Source organism: Nocardioides asiaticus (assembly GCF_040049175.1).
Taxonomy (GTDB): Bacteria; Actinomycetota; Actinomycetes; order Propionibacteriales; family Nocardioidaceae; genus Nocardioides; species Nocardioides cheoyonin.
This window is the reverse complement of the sequence record NZ_JBDZDM010000008.1, coordinates 151,108-175,346: the sequence shown is the minus strand read 5'-3', so window position 1 is coordinate 175,346 and position 24,239 is coordinate 151,108. Positions and strand designations below refer to the sequence as shown.

Genomic DNA, 24,239 nt, shown 5'->3' with positions numbered 1-24,239 from the left:
AGGCTGTGAGGTTGTGAGACGCGCCGGGGCGCACGCGTGGTGCTTGTCACACGTCCCGTCGCGTCGGGATAGTGAGTGCGTGCCCCGACTCGACGGATCGGCCAGCGAGCTCCTCTTGAGGTCAGGCAGGTTCTTCACGCGATGGGAGGAGACCGACGACGGTCGTGCCGTCTTCCGCAAGGGCGGGCGGGCCGGCGACGTCTTCTACCGGGACCGGTGGAGCCACGACAAGGTGGTCCGTTCGACCCACGGCGTGAACTGCACCGGCTCGTGCTCGTGGAAGGTCTACGTCAAGGACGGGATCATCACCTGGGAGGCGCAGCAGACCGACTATCCGTCGGTCGGTCCGGACCGGCCGGAGTACGAGCCCCGCGGCTGCCCGCGGGGCGCCGCCTTCTCCTGGTACACCTACTCCCCCACCCGCGTGCGCTACCCGTACGCCCGGGGCGTGCTCGTCGAGATGTTCCGCGAGGCGAAGGAACGGCTCGGCGACCCGGTGCTCGCCTGGGCCGACATCCAGGCCGACCCGGTGCGCCGACGCCGCTACCAGCAGGCCCGCGGCAAGGGCGGGCTGGTGCGGGTCAGCTGGGCCGAGGCGATCGAGATGGTCGCCGCCGCCCACGTCCACACGATCAGGACGCACGGGCCGGACCGGTGCGCGGGCTTCTCACCGATCCCGGCGATGTCGATGGTCTCCCACTGCGTGGGCACCCGCTTCATCCAGCTGATCGGCGGCGTGATGACGTCGTTCTACGACTGGTACGCCGACCTGCCGGTCGCCAGCCCGCAGGTCTTCGGCGACCAGACCGACGTGCCGGAGTCGGGCGACTGGTGGGACTCGACGTACCTGATGATGTGGGGCTCCAACGTCCCCGTCACCCGCACACCGGACGCGCACTGGATGGCCGAGGTCCGCTACCGCGGCACGAAGGTGGTCACGGTCAGCCCCGACTACGCCGACAACACCAAGTTCGCCGACGAGTGGCTGCCGGCGCAGGCCGGCACCGACGCGGCCCTCGCCATGGCGATGGGCCACGTGATCCTGCGGGAGTTCTTCGTCGACAGGCAGACGCCGTTCTTCTGCGACTACGCGCGCACCTACACCGACCTGCCGCACCTGGTCCGGCTCGAGGAGCGCCCCGACGAGCCGGGAGCGTACGTCCCGGGGGGTTCCTGACCGCCGCGGACCTCGGCTCCACCGCCGGCGAGGACCGGTGGAAGACCGTCGTCCTGGACGAGGCGAGCGGCGAGCCGGTCGTCCCCAACGGCTCGATGGGGTTCCGGTACGCCGAGTCCGGCGTCGGGAGGTGGAACCTCGACCTCGACGGCGTCACGCCGGCACTGACGCTGCTCGGGGTCTCGACAGGCTCGACAAACGCAGTGGACTCGACCAACGGAACAGGCTCGACCAACACAGTGGAGGTGCTGCTGCCGGCGTTCACCGAGCCCGACGGCAGCGGCTCGGTGCTGCGGCGGGGCGTCCCGGCCCGGCGGGTCGGAGGACACCTCGTGACGACGGTGCTCGACCTCATGCTGGCGCAGTACGGCGTCGGCCGGGCGATCGCCGGCCAGAGCCTGCCGGGCGAGTGGCCGACCGGGTACGACGACGTCTCGACCCCCTACACCCCGGCGTGGCAGGCGGAGATCACCAGCGTCCCGGCCGAGAAGTGCATCCGGATCGCCCGCGAGTTCGCGACCAACGCGGAGCAGTCCGGCGGCCGGTCGATGATCATCCTGGGCGCGGGCGTCTGCCAGTGGTTCCACGGCGACGTCACCTACCGCGCGATCCTCGCGCTGCTCATCCTCACCGGCTGCATGGGGCGCAACGGCGGCGGCTGGGCGCACTATGTCGGGCAGGAGAAGTGCCGACCGATCACCGGCTGGATCTCGCTGGCCAACGCCCTGGACTGGAGCCGCCCCCCGCGGACGATGACGGGGACGTCGTACTGGTACATGCACACCGACCAGTGGCGCAACGACGGCTACAGCACCGAGTCGCTCGCCTCGCCCCTGGCGGCCGGGCACGTGAGCGGCCACACCGCCGACGCCATCGCGGAGTCGGCGAGGAAAGGCTGGATGCCGTTCTACCCACAGTTCGACCAGAACCCGCTCGACGTGGCCGACCAGGCCGCGGCGGCGGTCGCCGACGGCACCGCGGACGACGCGGCGGCGTACGTCGCCGGACGGCTCGACGACGGCACGCTCAAGCCGGCGATCGCCGACATCGACGCGCCCGAGAGCTGGCCGCGGACGCTGGTGCTGTGGCGGTCGAACCTGCTGGGCTCCTCGGCGAAGGGCAACGAGTACTTCCTCAAGCACCTGCTCGGCACCCACAGCAACGTCCTCGGCGAGGAGAACCCGGAGGCGCCGCGCCCGGAGGGCGTGCGCTGGCACGACGAGGCGCCGGAGGGGAAGCTCGACCTGCTGGTCTCCGCGGACTTCCGGATGACGTCGACGACGCTGCTCTCCGACGTCGTCCTGCCGGCCGCGACCTGGTACGAGAAGCACGACCTCTCCTCCACCGACATGCACCCGTTCGTGCATGCCTTCACCCCGGCGATCGACCCGCCCTGGGAGGCGCGGACCGACTTCGACCTCTTCCACGCCCTCGCGCGAAGGCTCTCCGACCTCGCGAAGGACCACCTCGGCACCCGCCGCGACCTGGTGTCGGTCCCGCTCCAGCACGACACTCCCGGCGAGACCCCGGCCGGCGAGACCCGGCCGGTCGTGACCCTGGTGGAGCGCGACTACACCGCGATCGCCGACAAGCTCGCCTCGGTCGGCCCGCTGGCCGATTCGCTCGGCTTCACCGTCAAGAACGTCACCTACCGGCTCGAGGAGCAGACCGCCCGGCTCGCCCGGAAGAACGGCGTGATGCTCGGCGGTGTCGGAGACGGGCGGGCAGCGATCGACACCGACGCCAAGCTCGCGGAGGCGATCCTCACCTTCTCCGGTACGACGAACGGCGAGCTCGCCGTCCAGGGCTTCCGGACCCTCGAGCAGCGGGTCGGCAAGCGCCTCGCCGACCTGGCCGAGGGCTCGGAGGAGAGGCGGATCAGCTTCGTCGACACCCAGGTGGCACCGGTGCCGGTGATCACCTCGCCGGAGTGGTCGGGGTCGGAGACCGGCGGCCGCCGGTACGCGCCGTTCACCGTCAACATCGAGCGGCTCAAGCCGTTCCACACCCTCACCGGGCGGATGCACTTCTACCTGGACCACGAGTGGCTCACGGATCTCGGCGAGGCGCTGCCGGTCTACCGACCACCGCTCGACATGCACCGGCTCTTCGGCGAGCCCCGGCTCGGCCCGGACGGCGGCGCCGAGGTCACCGTGCGCTACCTCACCCCGCACTCGAAGTGGTCCATCCACTCCGAGTACCAGGACAACCTCTTCATGCTGTCGCTGTCCCGCGGCGGCCCGACGGTCTGGATGAGTCCGGCCGACGCCGAGGCGATCGACGTGCACGACAACGACTGGGTCGAGTGCACGAACGCCAACGGCGTCCTCGTCGGCCGGGCGATCGTGAGCCACCGGATGCCTGCGGGCGTGGTCTACGTCCACCACGCGCAGGAGCGCACGATCGACGTGCCCAAGTCGGAGGCGACCGGGCGGCGCGGCGGCATCCACAACTCGGTCACCCGCCTGCTGGTGAAGCCGACCCACCTCGTCGGCGGCTACGCCCAGCTGTCGTACACGTTCAACTACCTCGGCCCGACCGGGAACCAGCGCGACCTGGTCTCCACCGTCCGCAAGCGGTCGCAGGAGGTGACCTACTGATGCGCGTGATGGCCCAGATGGGCATGGTGATGAACCTCGACAAGTGCATCGGCTGCCACACGTGCTCGGTGACCTGCAAGCAGGCGTGGACCAACCGGGCCGGGACCGAGTACGTCTGGTTCAACAACGTCGAGACCAGGCCCGGGCAGGGCTACCCGCGCCGCTACGAGGACCAGGACCGCTGGCGGGGCGGCTGGACGCTGGGCAGCAAGGGGCAGCTGAAGCTCAAGGCGGGCGGACGGCTCAAGAAGCTCCTCACGATCTTCTCCTCGCCGGTGCAGCCCGAGCTCGCCGACTACTACGAGCCGTGGACGTACGACTACTCGACGCTGGTCGAGGCGCCGCTCGGCGACGACTTCCCGGTGGCGCGGCCGAAGTCGCTGATCACCGGTGAGGACACCAAGATCACCTGGTCGGCGAACTGGGACGACAACCTCGGCGGATCGGTCAGCCACGGCCACCTCGACCCGATCGTGGAGAGGGTCCGGCAGGAGTCGAACGAGAGGATCAGGTTCGAGTTCGAGCAGACCTTCATGTTCTACCTCCCCCGGATCTGCGAGCACTGCCTCAACCCCTCGTGCATGGCCTCGTGCCCGTCGGGTGCGATCTACAAGCGCGCCGAGGACGGGATCGTCCTCGTCGACCAGGACCGCTGCCGCGGCTGGCGCCAGTGCATCACCGGCTGCCCGTACAAGAAGATCTACTTCAACCACAAGTCCGGCAAGGCCGAGAAATGCACCTTCTGCTACCCGCGCGTCGAGGTCGGCCTGCCGACGGTCTGCTCCGAGACCTGCGTCGGGAGACTGCGCTACCTCGGCCTCTTCCTGTACGACGCCGACGCCGTCACCGAGGCCGCTGCCACCCCCGACGAGCAGGACCTGTACGCCGCCCAGCTCGACCTGATGCTCGACCCGACCGACCCGGACGTCGTACGCGCGGCCCGGGAGCAGGGCATCCCCGACGACTGGCTGGAGGCGGCCCGCCGCTCCCCCGTCTACGCCCTCGCCAAGCGCTACCGGGTCGCCCTGCCGCTCCACCCGGAGTACCGCACGATGCCGATGGTCTGGTACGTCCCGCCGCTCTCGCCGGTCGTCGACCTCCTCAAGGACCAGGGCCACGACGCCGAGGCCGCCGGCAACCTGTTCGGCGCGATCGACGAGCTCCGGATCCCGGTCGAGTACCTCGCCGAGCTCTTCACCGCCGGCGACACGGCCGTCGTCGACGGCGTGCTCCGCAAGCTGGCCGCCATGCGCGCCTACATGCGCGGTGTCACCCTCGGCCAGGAGCCCGACGAGAGCATCCCGGCGGCCGTGGGGATGACCGAGGAGGACGTCTACGAGATGTACCGCCTGATGGCGCTCGCCAAGTACGACGAGCGGTACGTCATCCCGAAGGCGCATGTCGAGGATGCCCACCAGCTCGAGGAGATCGGCTGCTCGCTCGACTACGACGAGGGCCCGGGCATGTACGACGCGGGTCCGGTCGGCGAGGCGAGCGGACGGCCCGTGCCGGTGGCCGTGGAGACCTTCCACGCCCTGCGCGACCGGCAGACCGCCGACGTGCCCGCGTCCGACGAGTCGCTGCGGGGGCGGGTCAACCTGCTCAACTGGGACGGCAACGGCCGACCCGACGGGCTCTTCCCCGAGCGCCCCGAGGAGCGACCTGAGGAGCGAGCATGAGGCGCGACTGGCGGGTGGTGCACCAGGTCGCGGCCTGGTGCCTCGGCTACCCCGACGACCGGCTCCACGACCAGCTGCCGCTGCTGCGGAGCGCGCTCGCGGAGCAGCAGCCGTCGGAGCCGGTCGCCCGGCTCGACGAGTTCCTCGGCCACCTCGCCGGCACCGACCGCCGCACCCTGGTCGGCGACTACGTCGAGCTCTTCGACCTCTCCCGGAAGCAGACGCTCTACCTCTCCTACTGGACCGACGGCGACACCCGGCGCCGTGGCGAGACGCTGACCGCCTTCAAGCAGGCCTACCGCCGCAGTGGTTGGCTCGTCGACACCGGCGGCGAGCTACCCGATCACCTTCCGCTGGTGCTGGAGTTCGCCGCCCTGGCCGACCCGAAGGCCGGCGCGCGGCTGCTCCTCGACCACCGCGCGGCGCTCGAGCTGATCCGGCTCGCGCTGGAGGCGCGCGGCACGCCGTACGCCCTCGTCCTGCAGGCGGTCTGCGGGACCCTGCCCGGCCCCTCGCCACAGGACAGGTATGCCGCGATGGCGCTCAGCCGGTCCGGCCCGCCGAGCGAGAGCGTCGGGCTCGAGCCGCTCCCCTACCCGACCGTCCGGCCCGGAGGCAGGTGAGCGATGGACGTCGTGCTCTGGGGCGTGCTGCCGTACCTCGCCCTCGCGGTCCTGGTCCTCGGCACCGTCTGGCGCTACCGCTACGACAAGTTCGGCTGGACGACCCGCTCCTCCCAGCTCTACGAGTCCCGGCTGCTGCGGATCGGCTCGCCGCTGTTCCACTTCGGCATCCTCGTCGTCGTCATCGGCCACGTCGGCGGGCTGGTGGTCCCGAAGAGCTGGACCGAGGCGCTCGGCATCTCCGAGGGGCTCTACCACTTCAACGCGCTGTTCTTCGGCACGATCGCGGGGGTCTGCACCCTCGCGGGCATCGCCATCCTGATCTACCGCCGGCGTACGACGGGCCCGGTGTTCATGGCCACGACGCGCAACGACAAGGTGATGTACGTCGTCCTCGTCGCCGCGCTGGTCCTGGGCCTGTGGACCACGCTCGTCAGCGTCGGGGCCGGCCACGACGCGCACGACTACCGCGAGACGGTCTCGATCTGGTTCCGCTCGCTGTTCCGGCTCCAGCCCGACGTCGACGCGATGGCGGCGGCGCCGGTCTGGTTCCACATTCACGCGCTCGTCGGGCTGCTGCTCTTCGCGGTCTGGCCGTTCACGAGGCTGGTGCACGCGTTCACAGCGCCGGTGCACTACCTCTTCCGTCCCTACATCGTCTACCGGAGCCGTGACACGACGACCGGGACCCGCGCTGCCCGCCCCGGCTGGCAGCCCGTCGGGACCGCCGACCGAGAGCGAGGGGCTCGATGACTCCCCAGATCAAGAACCTGGTCCTCGCGACCTGGGCGTTCGCGATCAGCTTCTGGGCCTGGAACATGATCGGCCCGCTGGCGGTGAGGTACGCCGACGACATCGGCCTCACTCCCGGCCAGAAGTCGATGCTCGTGGCCACGCCGGTCCTCGTCGGCTCGGTGGGCCGGATCCTGTCCGGCGCCCTGACCGACCGTCTCGGCGGTCGGGTGATGTTCCCGGTCCTGCTCCTGCTGTCGGCGCCGTTCGTGCTCCTCGTCGCCCTCGCCGGCAGCCAGGGCTCCTACGCCCTCCTTCTGGTCTTCGGCTTCTTCCTTGGGATCGCGGGCACGACCTTCGCCGTCGGGATACCGTTCGCGAACGCGTGGTTCGAGAAGTCCCGCCGCGGCTTCGCGACCGGCGTCTTCGGGGCCGGCATGGGGGGCACGGCGCTCTCGGCGTTCTTCACGCCGAGGTTCGTGACCTGGTTCGGCTACACCGTCACCCACGTCATCATCGCGGCAGCCCTGGTGGCGACCGCCCTGATCGTGTGGCTCTGGATGCGCGACTCGCCGCAGTGGGCGCCCAACCACGACCCCGTCGTCCCCAAGCTGGTCGCCGCCTGCAAGCTGCCGGTGACCTGGCAGATGGCGTTCCTCTACGCCGTGTGCTTCGGCGGGTTCGTCGCCTTCTCGACCTACCTGCCGACCTATCTCAAGGACGTCTACGAGTTCGGCCTCACCGACGCGGGGACCCGCACGGCCGGGTTCGCCATCGCCGCTGTCGTGTGCCGCCCGCTCGGCGGGACGGTCGCCGACCGGCTGGGCCCGCGGACCGTCGCGGCGGTCTCGTTCGGCGGGGCCGCCGTGCTGGCGGTCGTGATGTCGTTCAAGCCGCCGGTCGAGGTTCCCGCCGGGATCGTCTTCGTGCTCATGGCCGCCTTCCTGGGCCTCGGCACCGGCGCCGTCTTCGCCTGGGTGGCGCTGCGCGCCCCGGCCGCCCGGGTCGGCAGCGTCACCGGCGTGGTGGGTGCCGCCGGCGGCCTCGGCGGCTACTTCCCTCCGTTGGTGATGGGCGCGACGTACGACGAGGCGGCCCACAGCTACACGGTCGGCCTGATGCTGCTCTGCGCCGTCGCGGTGGTCGCGCTGCTCTACACGCTGCTGGGGATGCGGTCGAGGCGCACGCCCGAGCCGGCCGGGATGCAGGCGCCGTCGTCCTGACGGATCAGGCCGTCGCCAGCGCCAGGCCGAGGACGATCAGCGCGGCGACCTTCAGCAGCTCCAGCGCGACGTACGCCACGTGCGCCCGCGAGCGCGGCCCGTCCTCACCGGCGAGGACGGCGTCCGAGCGCCGGGCCAGCCGCGGGCGTACGCCCACGAGCTGTGCCACCAGCGTGAGGACCGCGACGGCGCCGGCCGCGCCGGTCGTGGGGCCGGGTGCCACCGCCAGCAGCAGTGCGACCAGCGCGGTCGCGAGGAGGGCCTCCACGGTGTTGAGCGCCTTGAAGACCAGCCGCCCGATCGCGAGCCCCACCCGCAGGTCGACCCCGGGCGCCTGGAACTTCAGCGGCGCCTCGAGGAACGAGATCGCCAGCACCATGCCGAGCCAGATCCAAGCGATGGCAGCGGCCACGACGGCCGGGAGATCGTTCACGACGCGAGCTCCCGGTCGGGACCGAAGACCTCGTAGTGGATGCGGTCGGCCGCCACACCGCGCTCGACCAGTGCCGCGCGGACGCCGGCCATGAACGGCAGCGGGCCGCACAGGTAGGCGTCGGCGCCGTCGGGCAGCTCGACGTCGGCGAGGTCGATCAGCCCGGAGCGCAGTGTCGGGTCCGCGGCGCGCACTCCGAGGTCCTCGTACCACCGCCGCAGGCTCGCCCCCGGCAGCGCCTCGACGAGGTCGTTGAGCTCGGCCCGGTGGGCGTGCCGCGCCGGCGAGCGGTCTGCGTGCAGGACGAGCACGCGGCGCTCCGAGCCGGTCCGGGAGAGGTGGTGCAGGAAGCCGATCATCGGCGTGATCCCGATGCCTGCGGAGACGAGCACGAGCGGGCTCTCGCCGTCGGTGAGGGTGAGCTCGCCGAAGGGCGCCGAGACGGCCAGCTCGTCGCCCTCGAAGACGTTCGCGTGGAGGAAGGTCGAGACCTCGCCGGCCGGCACGATCCCCTCGTCGGTGCGCCCGGCGGGGACCGCCTTCACCGAGATCCCGACGGCGCCCGGCTCGGGCACGCGGGTGAGGCTGTACTGCCGGATCTGGTGGGCGCCGTCGGGCAGCTCGACCTGCACCGAGACGTACTGTCCCGGCCGCGCGGGCGGGAGGGCGCTGCCGTCCGGGGTCGCGAGGACGAAGGAGACCGTGTCGGGCGACTCCTGCACACGCCGGGTCACCACGAGGGCGCGCCACACGTCGCCGGGGGCGACGCCCGCCTCGGCGTACAGGCCCCTCTCGATCTCGATCAGGTCGTGCGCCATGTGCCAGTAGACCTCGTCCCAGGCCGCGGCGACCTCCGGCGTCACCGCCTCGCCGAGGACCTCGACGATCGCGGCGAAGAGGTGCTCGTGGACGATCGCGTACTGGTCCTCGGTGATGCCCAGCGACGCGTGCTTGTGGGCGATCCGGGCCAGCACGCCTCGGGCGTTCGGGCCGCCCTCGGCGACGAGCAGGGAGGCGTACGCCGCGATGGCACCCGCGAGTGCGCGCTGCTGGTCGCCCTGGGCCTGGTTGCCCCGGTTGAACAGGTCCCGCTCGAGCTCGGGGTGGGCGGCGAACATGCGGCGGTAGAAGACCGGCGTGATGTCTCCGATCGCCGCACCGATCACCGGCAGGGTGGCGCGGACGACCTCGGTCGAGGGGGCTGAGAGCATGAGTGACTCCTTCGTCACGACTGGTTGGTGCGGTGGTTTGCTCAGCCCCGGGTCGGGCCGAGCGAGAGCAGGAGCGAGCGGGTCGGCGGCGCGCTGACGTCGTCGACGGTGAGCGGGTCGAGGGCGGCGAAGAAGGCCTCCTGGGCGTCGCGGAGCGCCGTACGCAGCCGACACCCGCCGCGCAACGGGCACGGGTCGGCGCCCTCGCAGTCGACGACCTCCCGCGAGCCCTCGAGCTCGCGGACCAGCCAGCCGACCGACAGCTCCCCGGCGCCCTCGGCGAGCCGGAGGCCCCCCGTCCGGCCACGCCTCGCCTCCACCACGCCGAGCTTGTGGAGGGCCGTCACCACCTTGGCCGCGTGCGTGGCGCGCACGTGGAGCTGGTCGGCGAGCGAGGCGGTCGTCGCGGTCTCCTCCTCGAGGACCGCGAGCCGCATCACGATGCGGAGCGCGAGGTCGGTGAACCCGGTGAGCTGCACGACCTCAGCCTAGATAATTCGTATCTGAAATGCGCATTTGATCCGTGAGAGGTGCCTCACGGGACGTTGGTCCCGGGCCGGCCGTCACGGCGCCGCCGGTACACCCTCTGGGGGATGGCGCTTCCGGTCGGCGAGTCCTAGATTGACGGAACGCCGCAAAGCAAAGCCCACCACCCAGTAGCGACTGCCTGTCGGCCCGGCGGACCCGAACCACCCTGTCGCCGATTCCCGCCCACCGGACCCCCGGACAGCCACGCGTCAGCGAAGATGCGAGGTTCCCGTGACCGGAGTCCCGGCTCCCTCCCTCGGGCAGCCGGGTGCGCGCACGAGGCGCCGGGTCGCCGTCCACGGCGTCGTCCAGGGGGTCGGCTTCCGCCCGCACGTCCACGCGCTGGCGACCGGGCTCGGTCTGGCCGGCGCGGTGTGGAACGACGCGGACGGCGTCGTCGCCGAGGTCGAGGGCGCGGCCGGGGCGGTCGAGGCGTTCACCGAGCGGGTGGCGGCCGAGGCCCCTCCGCTGGCGCTGGTCGTCGCAGTGGTCGCCACCGAGCTCCCCGTGACGGAGGACGAGGGCTTCGAGATCCGCCCCTCGGAGCGTACGCCGGGCCGGACCTTCGTCTCCCCCGACGTCACGGTCTGCGACGACTGCCTCGCCGACCTCGCGGACCCGGGGAACCGGCGCTTCCGGCACCCGTTCGTGACCTGTACGAACTGCGGCCCCCGCTTCACGATCACCACCGGCCTGCCGTACGACCGGCCGACCACGACGATGGCCGGCTTCCCGATGTGCGAGACCTGCGCGCAGGAGTACGCCGACCCCACCGACCGGCGCTTCCACGCGCAGACGATCTGCTGCCCCGACTGCGGGCCGCGGCTCGCGCTCCTCCGCGAGGGGCGGCCGGCGCTCACCGGCGAGGGGGCGCTCGCCGAGGCCCGCGCCCTCCTCGGGTCGGGCGGGGTCGTCGCGGTCAAGGGGATCGGCGGCTACCACCTCGCCTGCGACGCGGCCGACGGCACCGCGGTGGCCCTGCTGCGGAAGCGGAAACAGCGCGGGGACAAGCCGTTCGCGCTCATGGTGCGCGATGCCGCGGCGGCGGAGACGCTGGTGCGGCTCGACGACGCCTCCCGGATGCTGCTCACCTCGCCCGCGCGCCCGGTCGTGCTCGCACGCCGCCGGCCGGACGCCCCGGTGTCGGCGGCGGTCGCGCCCGGCAGCGACGACGTCGGCGTGATGCTCGCCTACACGCCGCTCCACCACCTGCTGCTCGGGCTGCCGGACGACCCGCCCGGCCCCGACGTACTCGTGATGACGAGCGGCAACCTCGCCGGCGAGCCGATCGTCACCCGCGACGACGAGGCCCGCGAGCGGCTGGCCGGGCTCGCCGATGCCTGGCTCACCCACGACCGCCCCATCCACGTGCCCTGCGACGACTCCGTCACCCGTGCGGTCGCCGGTCGGGAGGCGCCCGTACGCCGCTCGCGCGGGCACGCTCCGCTCCCCCTCCCGCTGCCGTTCGAGGCACCGCCAGCGCTGGCGGCGGGCGGCGACCTGAAGAACGCGTTCTGCCTCGGCGAGGGGCGGCTCGCCTGGATGTCGGGCCACATCGGCGACATGGACGACCTCGCCACCCTCGCCGCCTTCGACGCCGCGGTGGACCAGCTGTCCGCGCTGACCGGCGTCACGCCCGGTGCGGTGGCCGCGGACCGCCACCCGGCGTACCGCTCCCGCGCCCGCGCGCACGCCCTCGCCGACGGCCGCGGGCTGTCCGTCGTCGAGGTGCAGCACCACCACGCCCACGTCGCCTCGACCATGGCCGACAACGGCGTCGAGCCCGGCCGCCGGGTGCTGGGCGTCGCGTTCGACGGCACCGGCTACGGCGAGGACGGCGCGGTCTGGGGAGGCGAGCTGCTGCTCGCCGACTACGCCGGCTTCGAGCGGATCGGCCACCTGGGCTACGTGCCGCTGCCGGGCGGCGACGCCGGCGTACGCAACCCGTGCCGGATGGCGCTCTCGCACCTGCGCGCCGCCGGCATCGCGTGGGACCCGGCCCTGCCCTGCGTCTCGGCCTGTACCGAGGACGAGCTCCGCATCCTCGACCGTCAGCTCGAGACCGGGGTCGCCTGCGCGCCGACCTCCAGCATGGGACGGCTCTTCGACGCCATCGCCTCGATAGCGGGGATCTGCCACCGGGCCGGCTACGACGCCCAGGCCGCGATGGAGCTCGAGGCGCTCGCCCGCCGCGCCGCGGACGCCGGCGGCGGCTACCGCTTCGCGGGCTGGGACGCCCGGCCGGTCGTCGCCGCGGCCGCCCACGACGTGCGCCGTGGCGTGCCGGCCGCGCTGGTCGCGGCGCGCTTCCAGCGCGCGGTCGTCGACCTCGTCGTCACGGCGCTCCTCGCGGCCCGTGAGGCGTACGGCGTCGCCACCGCCACGCTCTCGGGCGGGGTCTTCCTCAACGCCTACCTGACCGAGCACTGCGCCGCCGCGCTCGCCGAGCGCGGCTTCGAGGTGCTCACCCACCACCACGTGCCCGCCAGCGACGCCGGCCTGGCGCTCGGCCAGCTCGCCGTACTGGCCCACCACCCGACAGGTGTCGAGACGGTCGCTGCGCGACCTCCTCGACCACCGGAGGAGAAGGAGGAGACAGCATGTGCCTAGCGGTGCCAGGCAAGGTCCTGGAGATCACCGAGCGCGATGGCACCCGGATCGCGCAGGTGGACTTCGGCGGGGTGACCAAGGAGGTGTGCCTCGAGTACGTCCCGGACCTCCAGGTCGGCGAGTACACCATCGTCCACGTCGGCTTCGCGCTCCAGCGGCTCGACGAGCAGTCGGCGCTGGAGACACTGGAGCTCTTCCGGCAGATGGGCGACCTCGACGCGGAGTTCGGGGACCAGTGGGGCCGGGCGGCCAAGGAGTCCGGCCTCCCCGTACCGGACGGGGTCTCGACAGGCCCGTCCGACGGAGGGGTGGGCGTCCCGGGAGGTGGCCTGTCGTGAAGTACCTCGACGAGTTCCAGGACCCAGAGCTGGCGAAGAGGCTGCTCGACGACATCCATGCGACCGCGACCAGGCCGTGGGCGATGATGGAGGTCTGCGGCGGGCAGACCCACTCGATCATCAGGCACGGGCTCGACCAGCTCCTCCCCGACGGCATCGAGCTGATCCACGGACCCGGCTGCCCGGTCTGCGTCACCCCGCTGGAGCTGATCGACAAGGCGCTCGAGATCGCCTCGCGGCCCGACGTCATCTTCTGCTCGTTCGGCGACATGCTGCGCGTCCCCGGAAGCGACAAGGACCTGTTCCGGGTGAAGAGCGCCGGCGGCGACGTACGCGTCGTCTACTCACCGCTCGACGCGCTGAGGATCGCCCGGGAGAACCCGGACAGGCAGGTCGTCTTCTTCGGCATCGGCTTCGAGACCACCGCACCGCCGAACGCGATGACGGTCTACCAGGCCAGGAAGCTCGGCATCACGAACTTCAGCCTGCTCGTCAGCCACGTCCGGGTGCCGCCCGCGATCGAGGCGATCATGACGTCGCCGACCTGCCGCGTGCAGGCGTTCCTGGCGGCGGGGCACGTGTGCACGGTGATGGGGATCGGCGAGTACCCCGACCTCGCCGAGCGCTTCGGCGTCCCGATCGTCGTCACCGGCTTCGAGCCGCTCGACATCCTCGAGGGCATCCGGCGCACGGTCCACCAGCTCGAGGAGGGACGCCACGAGGTCGAGAACGCCTACCGACGCGCCGTCGCAGACGACGGCAACCCCGTGGCGATCAAGATGCTCGAGGACGTCTTCGAGGTCACCGACCGCACCTGGCGCGGCATCGGGATGATCCCGAAGAGCGGGTGGAGGCTGTCGGAGCGCTATCGGGAGTACGACGCCGAGGACCGCTTCAGCGTCGGTGACATCCACACCGAGGAGTCGACGGTGTGCCGCTCCGGCGAGGTGCTGCAGGGGCTGATCAAGCCGCACGAGTGCGCGGCGTTCGGCAAGGAGTGCACCCCGCGGAACCCGCTCGGCGCGACGATGGTGTCGAGCGAGGGCGCATGTGCGGCGTACTTCCTCTACCGGCGGATGGCGCAGCCGGAGGCGGTGGGCAGCCGTGGCTGAGGTCTCGACAGGCTCGACCACCGGTGTCTTGGACTTCGAGGGCTGGACGTGCCCGCTGCCGCTGCGCGACAGCCCGACGATCGTGATGGGCCACGGCGGTGGCGGCGCGATGTCGGGCGAGCTCATCGAGCACCTGTTCCTGCCCGCCTTCGGGTCCACGGACGCCGCCGACTCGGCGGTCCTGCCGCCGGTCGAGGGTCGGCTGGCGTTCTCGACCGACTCCTTCGTCGTGCGGCCGCTGTTCTTCCCCGGCGGCAGCATCGGCGACCTCGCGGTCAACGGCACCGTCAACGACCTGGCGATGAGCGGGGCGCAGCCGCTCTACCTGTCGGTCGGGTTCGTCCTCGAGGAGGGGACAGACCTCGCCGTCGTCGGCGCCGTGGCGCAGCGGCTCGGCGAGGCGGCCAGGGCCGCCGGCGTACGCGTCGTCACGGGAGACACGAAGGTGGTCGAGTCCGGCCACGGCGACGGGGTGTACGTCAACACGGCCGGGATCGGCGTCGTCCCCGACCGGGTCGACGTCGGGCCGGCCCGCGCGCGGCCCGGGGACGTGGTGATCGTGTCGGGCGACATCGGCGTGCACGGGGTCGCGATCATGAGCGTGCGGGAGGGGCTGGAGTTCGGCACCGAGATCCGCAGCGACACCCAGCCGCTGCACGGACTGGTCGCGGCGATGCTCGCCGCGGCGCCCGGCGTACGCGTCCTGCGGGACCCGACCCGGGGCGGGGTCGCCACCTCGCTCAACGAGATCGCCCGATCCTCCGGGGTCGGGGTCGTGCTCGAGGAGCGCTCGCTGCCGGTGCCCGAGACGGTGGGCAACGCCTGCGCGTTCCTCGGCCTGGACCCGCTGCAGGTCGCCAACGAGGGCAAGCTGCTGGCCTTCGTCGCGCCCGAGGACGCCGACGCGGTCCTGGCCGCGATGCGGGACCACCCGGCCGGCACGGGCGCGGCGGTGATCGGCCGCTGCGTCGAGGAGCACCCGGGGATGGTCTCGGCGCGCACCGGCTTCGGCGCCACCCGGGTCGTCGACCTCCCGCTGGGCGAGCAGCTGCCCCGGATCTGCTGAGGCCGGCCGATGAAGTTTCTCGTTCTGTGGAGGCTCGAGCAGGGCCTGCTGTCGGAGGCCATGGTGCGCTCGATCGCGCGCATGCCGGAGTACGGCGCCGACCTGGAGGCGCGCGGCAAGGTGCTGATGCGCTATCACGTCGTCGGGATGCACGGCGGGGCCTGGGTCTACGACGTCGACTCGCACGAGGAGTTCGAGCGGCTGCTGGCGATGGCGCCCGTGTTCAACTTCGCGCACTACACCGTGCACGCGCTCGCCGACATGAGCCAGGACGGGCTCACGGGCAGGACGGGCTCGGCCACGCCGGGCTCCGTCAGCGAGGGCGGGTCGGCCCACGAGGTCGTCGACAGCATGGGGACGGAGGGCTGAGCGATGTCCGCTGACACCACCGCCCGGCCGGGGCTCGACCCCGGACCGCCTCCCCCGAGCGGCCGCCGGCTGACGTCGTACGACGAGCTCGGTACCCGCCGTCACCACCTGATCAGCGAGCGGCTCCGGCAGCGGCGTCGCGAGCTCGGTCTCACCCAGAAGGAGGTGGTGGCACGGCTGCGGCGGATGGGCGTGGCGACCACCAACAAGGCGCTCTCCGCCCTCGAGCACGGTGCCGGCCTCGACGTCTCGAAGCTGCCGGAGATCGCGCGGGCGCTCGAGTGCTCGCTGACGTACGTCGTCGGGCTCACCGACGACCCGCGCAGCTGGGAGCCGGACTTCGAGCACTGGCCGGGGCGGCGCACCCGGTCGACCCCGGCGCCGGCCCCGACGCCGGCGGTGTCGCCACCTGCCCCCCGGGCGGCTCCGGTCGTACGGCGGGAGCCGGTGGCACGGCCGGAGACCAACGGCCGCCCGGGGCCCGCCGCGGAGTGCCCGCCGATCCTCGGGCCGCTGCGCTGACGGGCCCGCGCCGCGTCGAGCTGTCCTAGATGCCGGCGAGCCCGAGCGCGGCAGCGAGGTCCGCGACCGTGGCGCATACGGCCAGCGGGGCGACCGCCTCCAGCTCGCCCGGCAGCGCGTAGCCCCAGCGGACGCCGAGGCAGTCGATGCCGTGCGCACGGGCGCCGAGCACGTCGTGCGACTTGTCCCCGACCATGACGACGCCGGCCGGGTCGGGCATGCCGAGCCGGTCGAGGACCATCTCGATCACGAGCGCCTTCGTGCGCCGCGTGCCGGCGAGGTCGTCGCCGCCGACGGTCTCGAAGTACGGCGCCAGCCCCTGCGCCTCGACGATCTGTCCGGCCTGTGCCTCGGGCTTGCTCGTGGCCACCGCGAGCCGGCGGCCGTCGGCGACGAGCGCCGCGAGGAGGTCGGCGACGCCGGGGAACGCCGGCGAGTCGAGCATCGCCGCCTTGTAGTGGGCGCGGTACGCCTCGATCATCGGCCACAGCAGCTCCTCGCCGACCAGCGGAGGCAGCGACTCGTAGAGCGGCGGCCCGACCAGGCCGCCCAGCACGTCCGCGGCGGGTGCCGGCAGTCCGTTGGCCTCGAACGCGTAGAGCAGCGAGGCCGTGATGCTCGGCCCGGAATCGGACAGGGTGCCGTCGAGGTCGAAGAGGACGACGGTATGGCTCATGCCGCCGCCTCCGTGGAAGAGCAGAAACGATACGGAGGCGGCGGCCTGAGAAGCTCGATGGTCGCTCGCTGGCGCTCGCTCATGCCGGGAAGCTCTCGGCGATGGCGGTCAGTCTCGCGACGTACGCCGGCCAGTCGACTCCCTCCGGCAGGCTGTCGTTGTCGCCGTGCCAGCCCACCGCGCCGTCGATCCCCTCGCGGAGGATATCGGCCTGGCCGGTGTGCTGGGCGAGGTCGGCGAGGACACGCACGAGCATGTGGTGGAGCGTCACCCGGTTGTCCTCGGGCGGCCCCCACCACGGCGGCGAGCCGACGGCGTCGAGGCCCAGCTCCTCGATCGTGCGGTCGGCGAACGCCCACACCCGCCGGTAGAAGTCGAGGAGCGCGGCGACGGGGACGTCGGCGGGGAGGTACCAGTCCACCTGCGGGTCGGCGTCGAAGTCGTCCACGCTCACGAAGCACGGGTCGTCGGGGTCGGGCCAGTCCCGGCCGAAGGTCTCCCCGAAGTAGCCGATCTCGACGTTCGCGCAGTGCTTGACGATGCCCGCCAGGTTGGTGCCGGTCGGTGTCCGCGGCAGGCGGGCGTCCCGCTCCGAGAGGCCGTCGACCTTCGAGAGCAGCGCCTCGCGGGTCTGGTGCAGGTAGCGCGTCAGGGTCGCCTTCGGCTCATCGCTCACGCCAGCAGCATGCCAGTCCCGTCGCCGACAGGTCAGTATCGGTGTCGCTGTCAGTGGCAGTGCCCGTCGGCGCCGACGTCGAGCCGGCAGAAGCACGACGACTCGACGGGTACGTCGGCCTGCGCGAGCGCGAACCCGAGCTGCTGGCCCACGACGGCAGCCGCCTCGGTCTTCCCGAGCCGGACGAGGCACTCGTGGTAGCCGTGCAGGCTCCAGACGTTGCCGGGATGCTGCTGGCAGCGCGGGATCGAGCCGTCGACGCCGAGGTCGGCCCGGTAGACGGCCTCGGCCTCCTCGACCCGGCCCTGCTCGAGCAGCAGCGCGCCGTACGCGTGCCGGGTGGGCTGCATCCAGCCCCACGGCTCGTCGTACGGCAGCGCGTCGTCGAGCCCGATGGCGCGGCGGAGCGCGGCGAGGCCCTCCTCGACCCGACCGGCCCGGTAGGCCACCTCGCCATCGAGCATCGCCGCGGCGACGCCGAGGATGTCGCGGCAGGTGTTGTTGAACAGCGTCCGCGACTCGGGCACACGCGCGACCGCCTCGGCGAAGAGCGCCCGCTCCCCCTCGGCGCCCGCGACGTCGCCGAGGACGGCGTGGGCGAGCCCGCGGGCGTAGTGCAGCATCGCGGTCGAGGTGGCGTAGAGCTGCGGATCCGCCGGGAACGGCAGCGCGAGGATCTCCTCCCAGCGCCCGAAGCGCACCAGCACGTGGACCCGCATCGCGACGAAGCCCTCGAGCCAGTCGGCCATCGGCGGGGACTGGACCCGCAGCAGGTCCTCGGGGACGGCCTCCTCGAGCGCCTCGGCGATCTCGAGCGCGACCCGGCTCTGCCCGAGGAACATCGCGCCGTAGATCGCGAAGTGCAGGTCGTGACAGCGGTAGAGCGTGTAGAAGCCCGGCGCCCCGCCGCGCTCCGCCGATCTCTCCGCCGATCTCTCCGCCGATCTCTGGGCATACCTCCGGTCTGCGGCGATGGCGTCGAGGTTGGAGGCGACCACCCGTCGGTAGTCGCCGACCAGCACGTCGAGGTGAGTCGGCATGTGGCGTAGGTGGCCGGCGTCCGGGACCAGGTCGCGGAGCCGGTCCGCGACCGGCAGCGCCTCCTCCGGCGCGCCCGACATCTCCATGAGGTGGATGTAGAAGTGGAGTACGCCCGGGTGCGAGTCGCCACCCGGACGCTCGAGCGCGCCGTCGAGGACGGCCCGTGCCTCGACCGCGCGCGAGCCCGGCGCCGGCTCACCGGTCACCACGTCCCACAGCTGCCAGGGGGTGAGGTTCATCAGCGCGTCGGCGTAGAGCGCGGCTACGTCGAGGTCGTCCGGGTGGGCGGCGTAGACCTCGGCCATCGCCGCGGCGTACCCCTCGTTCCACTCCGACAGCGTCTCGGGCGCACCCGGCTCCGCGGCGGGATAGCGGTGGCGCAGCGCCGCCGCGAGCGCCTTCTCGACCGGCGTGGTCGCGTGCTCCTCGGCGGCACGGGCGGCGGCGTACACCTGATCGACGACGGTCCCGAGCTCGAGGTCGTCGAAGAACTCCCACGGCTTGTTGTAGTTGGGCCCGAGCGCGTAGGCGACGCCCCACCAGGCCATCGCGCAGGCCGGGTCGGCGTCGAGGGCGCGGCGGAAGCAGCGCACCGCCTCCTCGTGGTTGAACCCGTAGGTCCACACCAGACCGCGGTCGAACCAGGTCTGTGCGTCGGCCGACCCGGTCGTCACCGGGCGGCTGTAGGTCCCGAGGTCGTAGTAGTCGGTCGCGACCCCGGCCGCCGCAGGGGCCGGCACTGCTGAGACGTCAGGCACGCGGACCATCAGACCAGCCCGGCCGCGGGCGCGCCAGGGTCGTCCGGGTTCACATCTGCCGCATCTTGAGGTAGCGCTGCACGTCCGGGAAGACGGCGTAGCCGACGGCACCGAGGGCACCGAGGACCACCAGCAGGGCCAGGGCCTTCATCCGCTCACCCCCTCCCCTGCACCGCACCGAATCCGTCGGCCAGCTCGCGCCGGAGGACGTCGAGGACGAGGTCGGCCGCCGGTACGACGGCCGCGGCGACCGGGTCGCTCAGCCCGATCCCCTCCTCGAGCGACTCCGGCTGTACGCCGACCACGAGGATCCGGCTCACGTGCCCGCCGAGCACGGGCACCAGCTCGAGCGCCCCACCGGGCGGGAGGTCGTGCGGGTCCAGACTCGGTCCATCAGGGGGAGCGTCGGCCACGTCGGACACGGCCGGCTCGATGACGTAGAGCGACCCCGGCGGGCCCTCCTGGCGTCCGACGGTGTCGACGAGGAGGAGCAGGTCGTAGCCGTCGAGCAGCTCGTAGACCAGGTGCACCGAGCGGATGCCGTAGTCCTCGAGGCGCACCCCGTCCGGCAGCTCGCGCCGTGCGAGCTCCGCCGCGACCGACGACCCGAAGCCGTCGTCGCCGAGGAAGATGTTGCCGACGCAGGCGACCAGGACCCTCATGTCGCCTCCTGCGCGGGCGGTCCCTGAGGAGCCGAGGGACGAGGCGTCTTGAAGGGCTCGACCTCGTCGGGCGCGAAGTAGAGGTAGCGCCCGTGCTCGAGCTTCAGCTCCGAGCCGGGGTCGTCGTCGACGGTGACGGCGAGGTGGTCGCGCCCGTCGTAGTCGTGGTGGACGGCGGCTACGGTGGCGGTCCTGCCGGCGAGGAAGAGGTCGTGCGCGTCGGCGCGGCGTACGCCCGGCCGGAGCAGGACGCGCGACCCGCGCCGGAGCGTCACACCGCCGACCTCGAGCGTGTCCTCCTCGGGATCGGCTGTGCCAGATTCCGGGCCGGATTCCGGGGATGTCATGGAGTCGAGGTAGCGCAGCGTGCCGTGCAGCCGCTCCCAGAGCTCGTCGGACATGGCGTCGACCTCGCCGAGGAGCGCTGCCGCGCGCGGGTCGGTCCCCCGCACCTCGCGGCGCTCGTCCTCGGTCAGCGTCGCCGTGCGCAGCGAGAGCAGCTCGTCGATCTCCAAGGAGTCGAAGAACCCGGTCTCGCTCTCGGGGGCGACCTCGGCGTGGTCGTACAGGATGATCGGCGAGCTCAGCACGACGCTGTCGTCCGGCGCCGCCAGCACGGGGAAGACGCCGTCCTGCTCGCACTCGGCGACGAAGCCGGCCGCCCACTGCGGCGGGTCGAGCAGCGACACGAACCGCGCGCCGGGCGCCTCGAGGAGCAGGTGGCAGGCGACCAGCGCGTGCCGGAGCCACTCCGGGCGTCGAGCCTGCGGGGAGGCCGCGACCGGTGTCTCGTTGCGCACGCGGAGCGTGACCTGCGTGACGGCGTACGGCGAGGACGGATGGCATACGTCGGCGGCGACCGCCACCCGGAGCGGCTCGCGCACCCGGACCAGTTCGCCGCCCTCCACCTCCTCGCGCTCGGTGCCGCCGTCCACCTCGAACACCCGCGTCACGCGTCCGTCCGCCGCGGGGTCGAGGGGCACCTCGAGGGTGAGCTCCTGCTCGCGCGCCTCGTCCCACGGCACGTAGGCGGCCTCACGGGTCTCCAGCCGCTCGACGGGCGCGCCGAACGCGTCCTCGACGGTGCGCCGCTGGACCTGCAGGAACCGGACCGTCACCCGCAGCGACCGGGCAGGTCCGTCGACGAGCAGGTCGGTGCGGTTGCCGGACCGCTCGCTCGGGTCGGCCTCCGCCACCGCGGGCGGCATGAGCACGCCCCACTGCCACCGAACCCGGTTCTTCGCCGCACTGGCGCGGTAGGGGTAGAGCACGTAGCCCTCGTAGAGCACGGTGTCGGCCAGCCGCCGGGCGGCGTCAAGGCTCATCGCTCCTCCAGGAGCCCGCCGAGCAGCGCGTCCCAGCCGACGAGCCCGAGCTCGCTGCGCCGGGCGGCGAGCCGGTCGTAGGTATCTCGCGAGACCCGCAGCCACGCCTGGCCGGGGTAGTGCGCGTCCATCGCCTCCCGCCACACCGCGATCGGCAGCCGGGCGGTGGTCTCGGTGTGCCACGGCAGCGGCTGGACGGCGACGCCGCCAGGCCCCTGCGTGAACGCCTGCCCGCTGAAGAGCAGCAGGAGCGGGGCGGCGCCCTCGCCGAGCGCGGTGAGGTACTTGTGGGCGGCCACCTCGACGTCGTACGACAGCGGGAGGTCGAGGTCGAACGTCGTCCCGCCGGCGAAGCCGGGCAGCACCTGCGACCAGAACGCCAGCTGGAGCGCGTGCATGCTGCTCCCCCACCGCGACCGCTCGCCGAACAGGTCGACGACCCGGCCCGCCTCCTCGTCGGAGTAGCTCCGCTTGAGCGGCTCGACCCGGATCTGGCAGCGCAGCGCCAGTGCGTGGATGCGAACGCCGGCGTGCTCGGTGAGCCGCATCCGCAGGCGTACGACGGGGCCGGCGGCGTACGGCTCGGCGGCGACGCCCTCGCAGGCCACCTCGAGGTCCGGCGCGGCGGACGCGGGCGCCGGGCCGCCCCGTGTCATGCCAGCACCGCCGTACTCATGCGGGCACCGCCCGGGCGTCGAGCCGGTCGAAGAACTCCTCGATCGCCGCCCAGACCGCGGGACCGCCGGCGAGGCCGGTCCAGTGCCGGCGTACGACGCCGACGAGCTCGTAGCAGAGGTCGATCGGCACCAGGTGGCAGCCGAACCCGCTGTCCCGCCGGCGCAGCAGCGCGGCCTCGACGTCCGGCTCGAGGGTGGCGAGGGCGGGGTTGTCGGCGGTGATCGTGGACCAGGCGGCGAGGTCGAGCTCGGACTCGGTGGCGCCAGCGGGACTCGGGTAAAAGGCGTGGGTCGCGCCGTCTTGGGTGAAGAAGAAGGCCAGGTCGACGGGGATCTTCAGCAGGTCCCAGGTGGCCTCGTCGAGCCGCAGGTCGCCGACCCGGCGCACGGCCTCGCCGACGCCGCGGTACCGCCCGCCGCCCGCCCCGCGCGGCGCGAACAGCAGATAACACGGCCGGCAGACGCAGAGCAGCCGGTGGTCGACGACGTCGGCGACGTGGCCGTGCCGCTCGTCGACCGGAGCGCTGCAGAACTCGCAGCGCTCCTCCGTCTCCGCTCCCGCCGCAGGTGAGCGCTGCGGTGGCGACTGGAGCCGCCGCAGCGCGGAGAGGCCGGCCGGGCTGGTCATGACGCCGGGACCGTGTCGACAGGAACAGGGCAGTCCTCGGGCCGGTAGCGCCCGATCTGGAGCAGCTGCGGCTCGCCGGGCGGGGCCGGCTCGACGACACCCTCGGTCTCCACGCGTACGACGTCGGGTGCGGCGGCGAGGATCGCCTCCTCGATCGCGTTCCGTACGGTGACCGCCGAGGAGGGGCACCCGTCGCAGCTGCCCTCGAGCCGCAGGTGGGCCACCCCCGCGGCGTCGACGCCGTCGTACGTCACCCCGCCGGCGTGCGAGCCGAGATAGGGGCGTACGCCGTCGAGCGCCCGCTGGACGCGGGTGTCGACGTCGTCGGGGTGGAGGTCGTGCAGCACCAGCAGCCCGCCGACCACCTCGTCGGCGGCGAGGCTCCGAGCGAGCTCGGGCTCCAGCTCGAGCACACGGCCGAGCCCTTCGCCGTACAGCGCCATCACCGAGCGCAGCAGCTCGCCCACCCGCTCCGTGACCGGCTGCGGCGCAGACTGCTCCAGCTCCTCGAGGAGCGTCCCGATCCGCTCGCTCGCCTCACGCACGGACTGTGTCGACCCTGGCATCGCGCACCTCCCCTCCGTACGCCGAACCCGTCGCGGCGATCCACTCGTACCAGCGGTCCATCCCCTCGCCCGTCCGCACCGACAGCGGCAGGACCTCGACACCCGGGCGCACCGCGCGGGCCTGCGCGCTGAGGCGGTCGAGGTCGAGGTCGACGTAGGGCAGCAGGTCGGTCTTGTTGACGACGACGAGGTCGGCCGCGGCGAACATGTGCGGGTACTTCAGCGGCTTGTCGTCGCCCTCGGTCACCGAGATGACCACCACCTTGGCGTGCTCGCCGACGTCGAAGAGCGCCGGGCAGACCAGGTTGCCGACGTTCTCGACGACGAGGAGCGACCCCGGCAGCGGGTCGAGCTCGTGCAGCGCGTCGTGGACCATCCGGGCGTCGAGGTGGCAGCCGGCGCCGGTGTTGACCTGCACGGCGCGGGCGCCGGCGGCGCGGATCCGGTCGGCGTCGTACGACGTCTCCTGGTCGCCCTCGATCACGCAGACCGACGCGTCCAGCTCGGCGATCGTGCGTTCCAGCAGCGAGGTCTTGCCCGCGCCGGGCGAGCTCATCAGGTTCAGCGCCACGATCCCGCGCTCGTCGAGCGAGGCGCGCACGTGAGCGGCGAGGTCGTCGTTCTTCGCCAGCAGGCGCTCCTCGACGGCGACCGTCTCGACCGTGCCCCCGGTCAGGGTCCCGATCGTGGCGGTGTCGCCGCATCCGCAGGTGTCACACACCGGACTCCTCCTTCAGCAGCTCGACCGAGGCCAGCGCGAGCTCGTCCCCCGCCGTCTCCTCGATCTCGAGCCGCGATCCCGCGAGCGGGGTGGCCGCGGTGACGACGTCCCAGCAGAACGCCATCGCGTCGGCCATCACGCCCGCCTCCCGGCCGACCCGGAGGTGGACGGTGACCACGGTGCGGCCGGCGAGGTCGCCGGCCAGCCGCTCCTCCACCACGTCGACCAGGCTCTCGGTCAGGGACAGCTCGTGCATCAGCGCTCCGGTCCACCTCTCCTGGTCCAA

Annotated in this window: 24 protein-coding genes and 1 pseudogene; 11 read left to right on the top strand and 14 right to left on the bottom strand. The window is 72.6% G+C overall.

Translation table 11 applies throughout. From position 1 onward, the window contains the following. Positions 1–79: 79 nt before the first annotated feature. From ABLE53_RS24140 to ABLE53_RS24120, 5 genes and pseudogenes are all read left to right on the top strand, one after another. Positions 80–3,777, top strand: a pseudogene (locus tag ABLE53_RS24140) (nitrate reductase subunit alpha). Beyond that, on the top strand, positions 3,777–5,456 hold the full coding sequence (gene narH / locus ABLE53_RS24135; protein ID WP_348861734.1) for a nitrate reductase subunit beta: 1,680 nt from the start codon (positions 3,777–3,779) through the stop codon (positions 5,454–5,456). The pseudogene ABLE53_RS24140 and the gene narH overlap by 1 nt, the downstream one beginning before the upstream one ends. Then, positions 5,453–6,079 (top strand): nitrate reductase molybdenum cofactor assembly chaperone, encoded by a 627-nt coding sequence (narJ, locus tag ABLE53_RS24130; protein ID WP_348861733.1) that lies wholly within the window; start codon positions 5,453–5,455, stop codon positions 6,077–6,079. Before narH ends, narJ begins: the two co-directional genes overlap by 4 nt. 3 nt (positions 6,080–6,082) lie before the next feature. After that, a complete protein-coding gene (narI, locus tag ABLE53_RS24125; protein ID WP_348861731.1) occupies positions 6,083–6,832 on the top strand; it encodes a respiratory nitrate reductase subunit gamma in 750 nt (249 codons plus the stop codon). Then, on the top strand, positions 6,829–8,034 hold the full coding sequence (locus ABLE53_RS24120) for a nitrate/nitrite transporter (RefSeq protein ID WP_348861730.1): 1,206 nt from the start codon (positions 6,829–6,831) through the stop codon (positions 8,032–8,034). The genes narI and ABLE53_RS24120 overlap by 4 nt, the downstream gene beginning before the upstream one ends. Before the next feature lie 4 nt (positions 8,035–8,038). Here the strand turns inward: ABLE53_RS24120 and ABLE53_RS24115 are convergent, their stop codons facing one another. Genes ABLE53_RS24115 through ABLE53_RS24105 form a run of 3 tightly spaced genes read right to left on the bottom strand, consistent with a single transcriptional unit; the run spans position 8,039 to position 10,157 of the window. Next, positions 8,039–8,467, bottom strand: coding sequence for a hypothetical protein (locus tag ABLE53_RS24115; protein ID WP_348861729.1), 429 nt, complete (start codon positions 8,465–8,467; stop codon positions 8,039–8,041). Next, complete coding sequence (locus ABLE53_RS24110) at positions 8,464–9,678, bottom strand: globin domain-containing protein (protein ID WP_348861728.1); 1,215 nt, start codon at positions 9,676–9,678, stop codon at positions 8,464–8,466. Before ABLE53_RS24110 ends, ABLE53_RS24115 begins: the two co-directional genes overlap by 4 nt. Before the next feature lie 41 nt (positions 9,679–9,719). Further along, the gene (locus ABLE53_RS24105) at positions 9,720–10,157 is read right to left on the bottom strand and encodes an RrF2 family transcriptional regulator (protein ID WP_348861727.1); all 438 of its coding nucleotides are present in this window, start codon (positions 10,155–10,157) and stop codon (positions 9,720–9,722) included. A 280-nt stretch (positions 10,158–10,437) separates the two neighbouring features. Between ABLE53_RS24105 and hypF the strand changes: the two genes are divergently transcribed. The 6 genes from hypF to ABLE53_RS24075 are packed head-to-tail and all read left to right on the top strand — an operon-like array spanning position 10,438 to position 16,223. Beyond that, positions 10,438–12,816 (top strand): carbamoyltransferase HypF, encoded by a 2,379-nt coding sequence (gene hypF / locus ABLE53_RS24100; protein ID WP_348861726.1) that lies wholly within the window; start codon positions 10,438–10,440, stop codon positions 12,814–12,816. Further along, positions 12,807–13,154 carry a HypC/HybG/HupF family hydrogenase formation chaperone gene (locus tag ABLE53_RS24095; RefSeq protein WP_348861725.1) on the top strand — a complete coding sequence of 116 codons (348 nt, stop codon included), beginning with the start codon at positions 12,807–12,809 and terminating at the stop codon, positions 13,152–13,154. The genes hypF and ABLE53_RS24095 overlap by 10 nt, the downstream gene beginning before the upstream one ends. Then, positions 13,151–14,266, top strand: coding sequence for a hydrogenase formation protein HypD (hypD, locus tag ABLE53_RS24090; protein ID WP_348861724.1), 1,116 nt, complete (start codon positions 13,151–13,153; stop codon positions 14,264–14,266). Before ABLE53_RS24095 ends, hypD begins: the two co-directional genes overlap by 4 nt. After that, the gene (gene hypE / locus ABLE53_RS24085; protein ID WP_348861723.1) at positions 14,259–15,332 is read left to right on the top strand and encodes a hydrogenase expression/formation protein HypE; all 1,074 of its coding nucleotides are present in this window, start codon (positions 14,259–14,261) and stop codon (positions 15,330–15,332) included. The genes hypD and hypE overlap by 8 nt, the downstream gene beginning before the upstream one ends. 9 nt (positions 15,333–15,341) lie before the next feature. After that, positions 15,342–15,701, top strand: a complete 360-nt coding sequence (locus ABLE53_RS24080; RefSeq protein WP_348861722.1) for a muconolactone Delta-isomerase family protein — start codon at positions 15,342–15,344, stop codon at positions 15,699–15,701. A gap of 3 nt (positions 15,702–15,704) precedes the next feature. Beyond that, complete coding sequence (locus ABLE53_RS24075) at positions 15,705–16,223, top strand: helix-turn-helix domain-containing protein (protein WP_348861721.1); 519 nt, start codon at positions 15,705–15,707, stop codon at positions 16,221–16,223. Between the two features lie 25 nt (positions 16,224–16,248). Here ABLE53_RS24075 and ABLE53_RS24070 read toward each other — a convergent pair whose 3' ends face one another. The 11 genes from ABLE53_RS24070 to ABLE53_RS24025 form a co-directional block, all read right to left on the bottom strand. After that, positions 16,249–16,899, bottom strand: coding sequence for an HAD-IA family hydrolase (locus tag ABLE53_RS24070; RefSeq protein WP_348861719.1), 651 nt, complete (start codon positions 16,897–16,899; stop codon positions 16,249–16,251). A 79-nt stretch (positions 16,900–16,978) separates the two neighbouring features. After that, positions 16,979–17,575, bottom strand: a complete 597-nt coding sequence (locus ABLE53_RS24065; RefSeq protein ID WP_348861718.1) for a DinB family protein — start codon at positions 17,573–17,575, stop codon at positions 16,979–16,981. Between the two features lie 50 nt (positions 17,576–17,625). Further along, on the bottom strand, positions 17,626–19,374 hold the full coding sequence (locus ABLE53_RS24060; protein WP_348861717.1) for a tetratricopeptide repeat protein: 1,749 nt from the start codon (positions 19,372–19,374) through the stop codon (positions 17,626–17,628). 49 nt (positions 19,375–19,423) lie between these two features. Beyond that, positions 19,424–19,525, bottom strand: a complete 102-nt coding sequence (locus tag ABLE53_RS24885; protein ID WP_425474912.1) for a DUF6893 family small protein — start codon at positions 19,523–19,525, stop codon at positions 19,424–19,426. 4 nt (positions 19,526–19,529) lie between these two features. Next, positions 19,530–20,036, bottom strand: coding sequence for a hydrogenase maturation protease (locus ABLE53_RS24055; protein WP_348861716.1), 507 nt, complete (start codon positions 20,034–20,036; stop codon positions 19,530–19,532). Further along, entirely contained in the window at positions 20,033–21,361 is a 1,329-nt protein-coding gene (locus tag ABLE53_RS24050; protein WP_348861715.1) for a hypothetical protein, read from the bottom strand. The genes ABLE53_RS24055 and ABLE53_RS24050 overlap by 4 nt, the downstream gene beginning before the upstream one ends. Continuing rightward, the gene (locus ABLE53_RS24045) at positions 21,358–22,017 is read right to left on the bottom strand and encodes a DUF6084 family protein (RefSeq protein WP_348861714.1); all 660 of its coding nucleotides are present in this window, start codon (positions 22,015–22,017) and stop codon (positions 21,358–21,360) included. Before ABLE53_RS24045 ends, ABLE53_RS24050 begins: the two co-directional genes overlap by 4 nt. 16 nt (positions 22,018–22,033) lie before the next feature. After that, on the bottom strand, positions 22,034–22,666 hold the full coding sequence (locus ABLE53_RS24040) for a DUF5947 family protein (protein WP_348861713.1): 633 nt from the start codon (positions 22,664–22,666) through the stop codon (positions 22,034–22,036). Next, positions 22,663–23,211: a NifU family protein gene (locus ABLE53_RS24035; RefSeq protein ID WP_348861712.1), complete on the bottom strand. Its 549-nt coding sequence runs from the start codon at positions 23,209–23,211 to the stop codon at positions 22,663–22,665. Before ABLE53_RS24035 ends, ABLE53_RS24040 begins: the two co-directional genes overlap by 4 nt. Next, on the bottom strand, positions 23,204–23,953 hold the full coding sequence (hypB, locus tag ABLE53_RS24030; RefSeq protein WP_348861711.1) for a hydrogenase nickel incorporation protein HypB: 750 nt from the start codon (positions 23,951–23,953) through the stop codon (positions 23,204–23,206). Before hypB ends, ABLE53_RS24035 begins: the two co-directional genes overlap by 8 nt. After that, positions 23,946–24,209, bottom strand: a complete 264-nt coding sequence (locus ABLE53_RS24025; RefSeq protein WP_348861710.1) for a hydrogenase maturation nickel metallochaperone HypA/HybF — start codon at positions 24,207–24,209, stop codon at positions 23,946–23,948. The genes hypB and ABLE53_RS24025 overlap by 8 nt, the downstream gene beginning before the upstream one ends. Between the last annotated feature and the right edge of the window lie 30 nt (positions 24,210–24,239).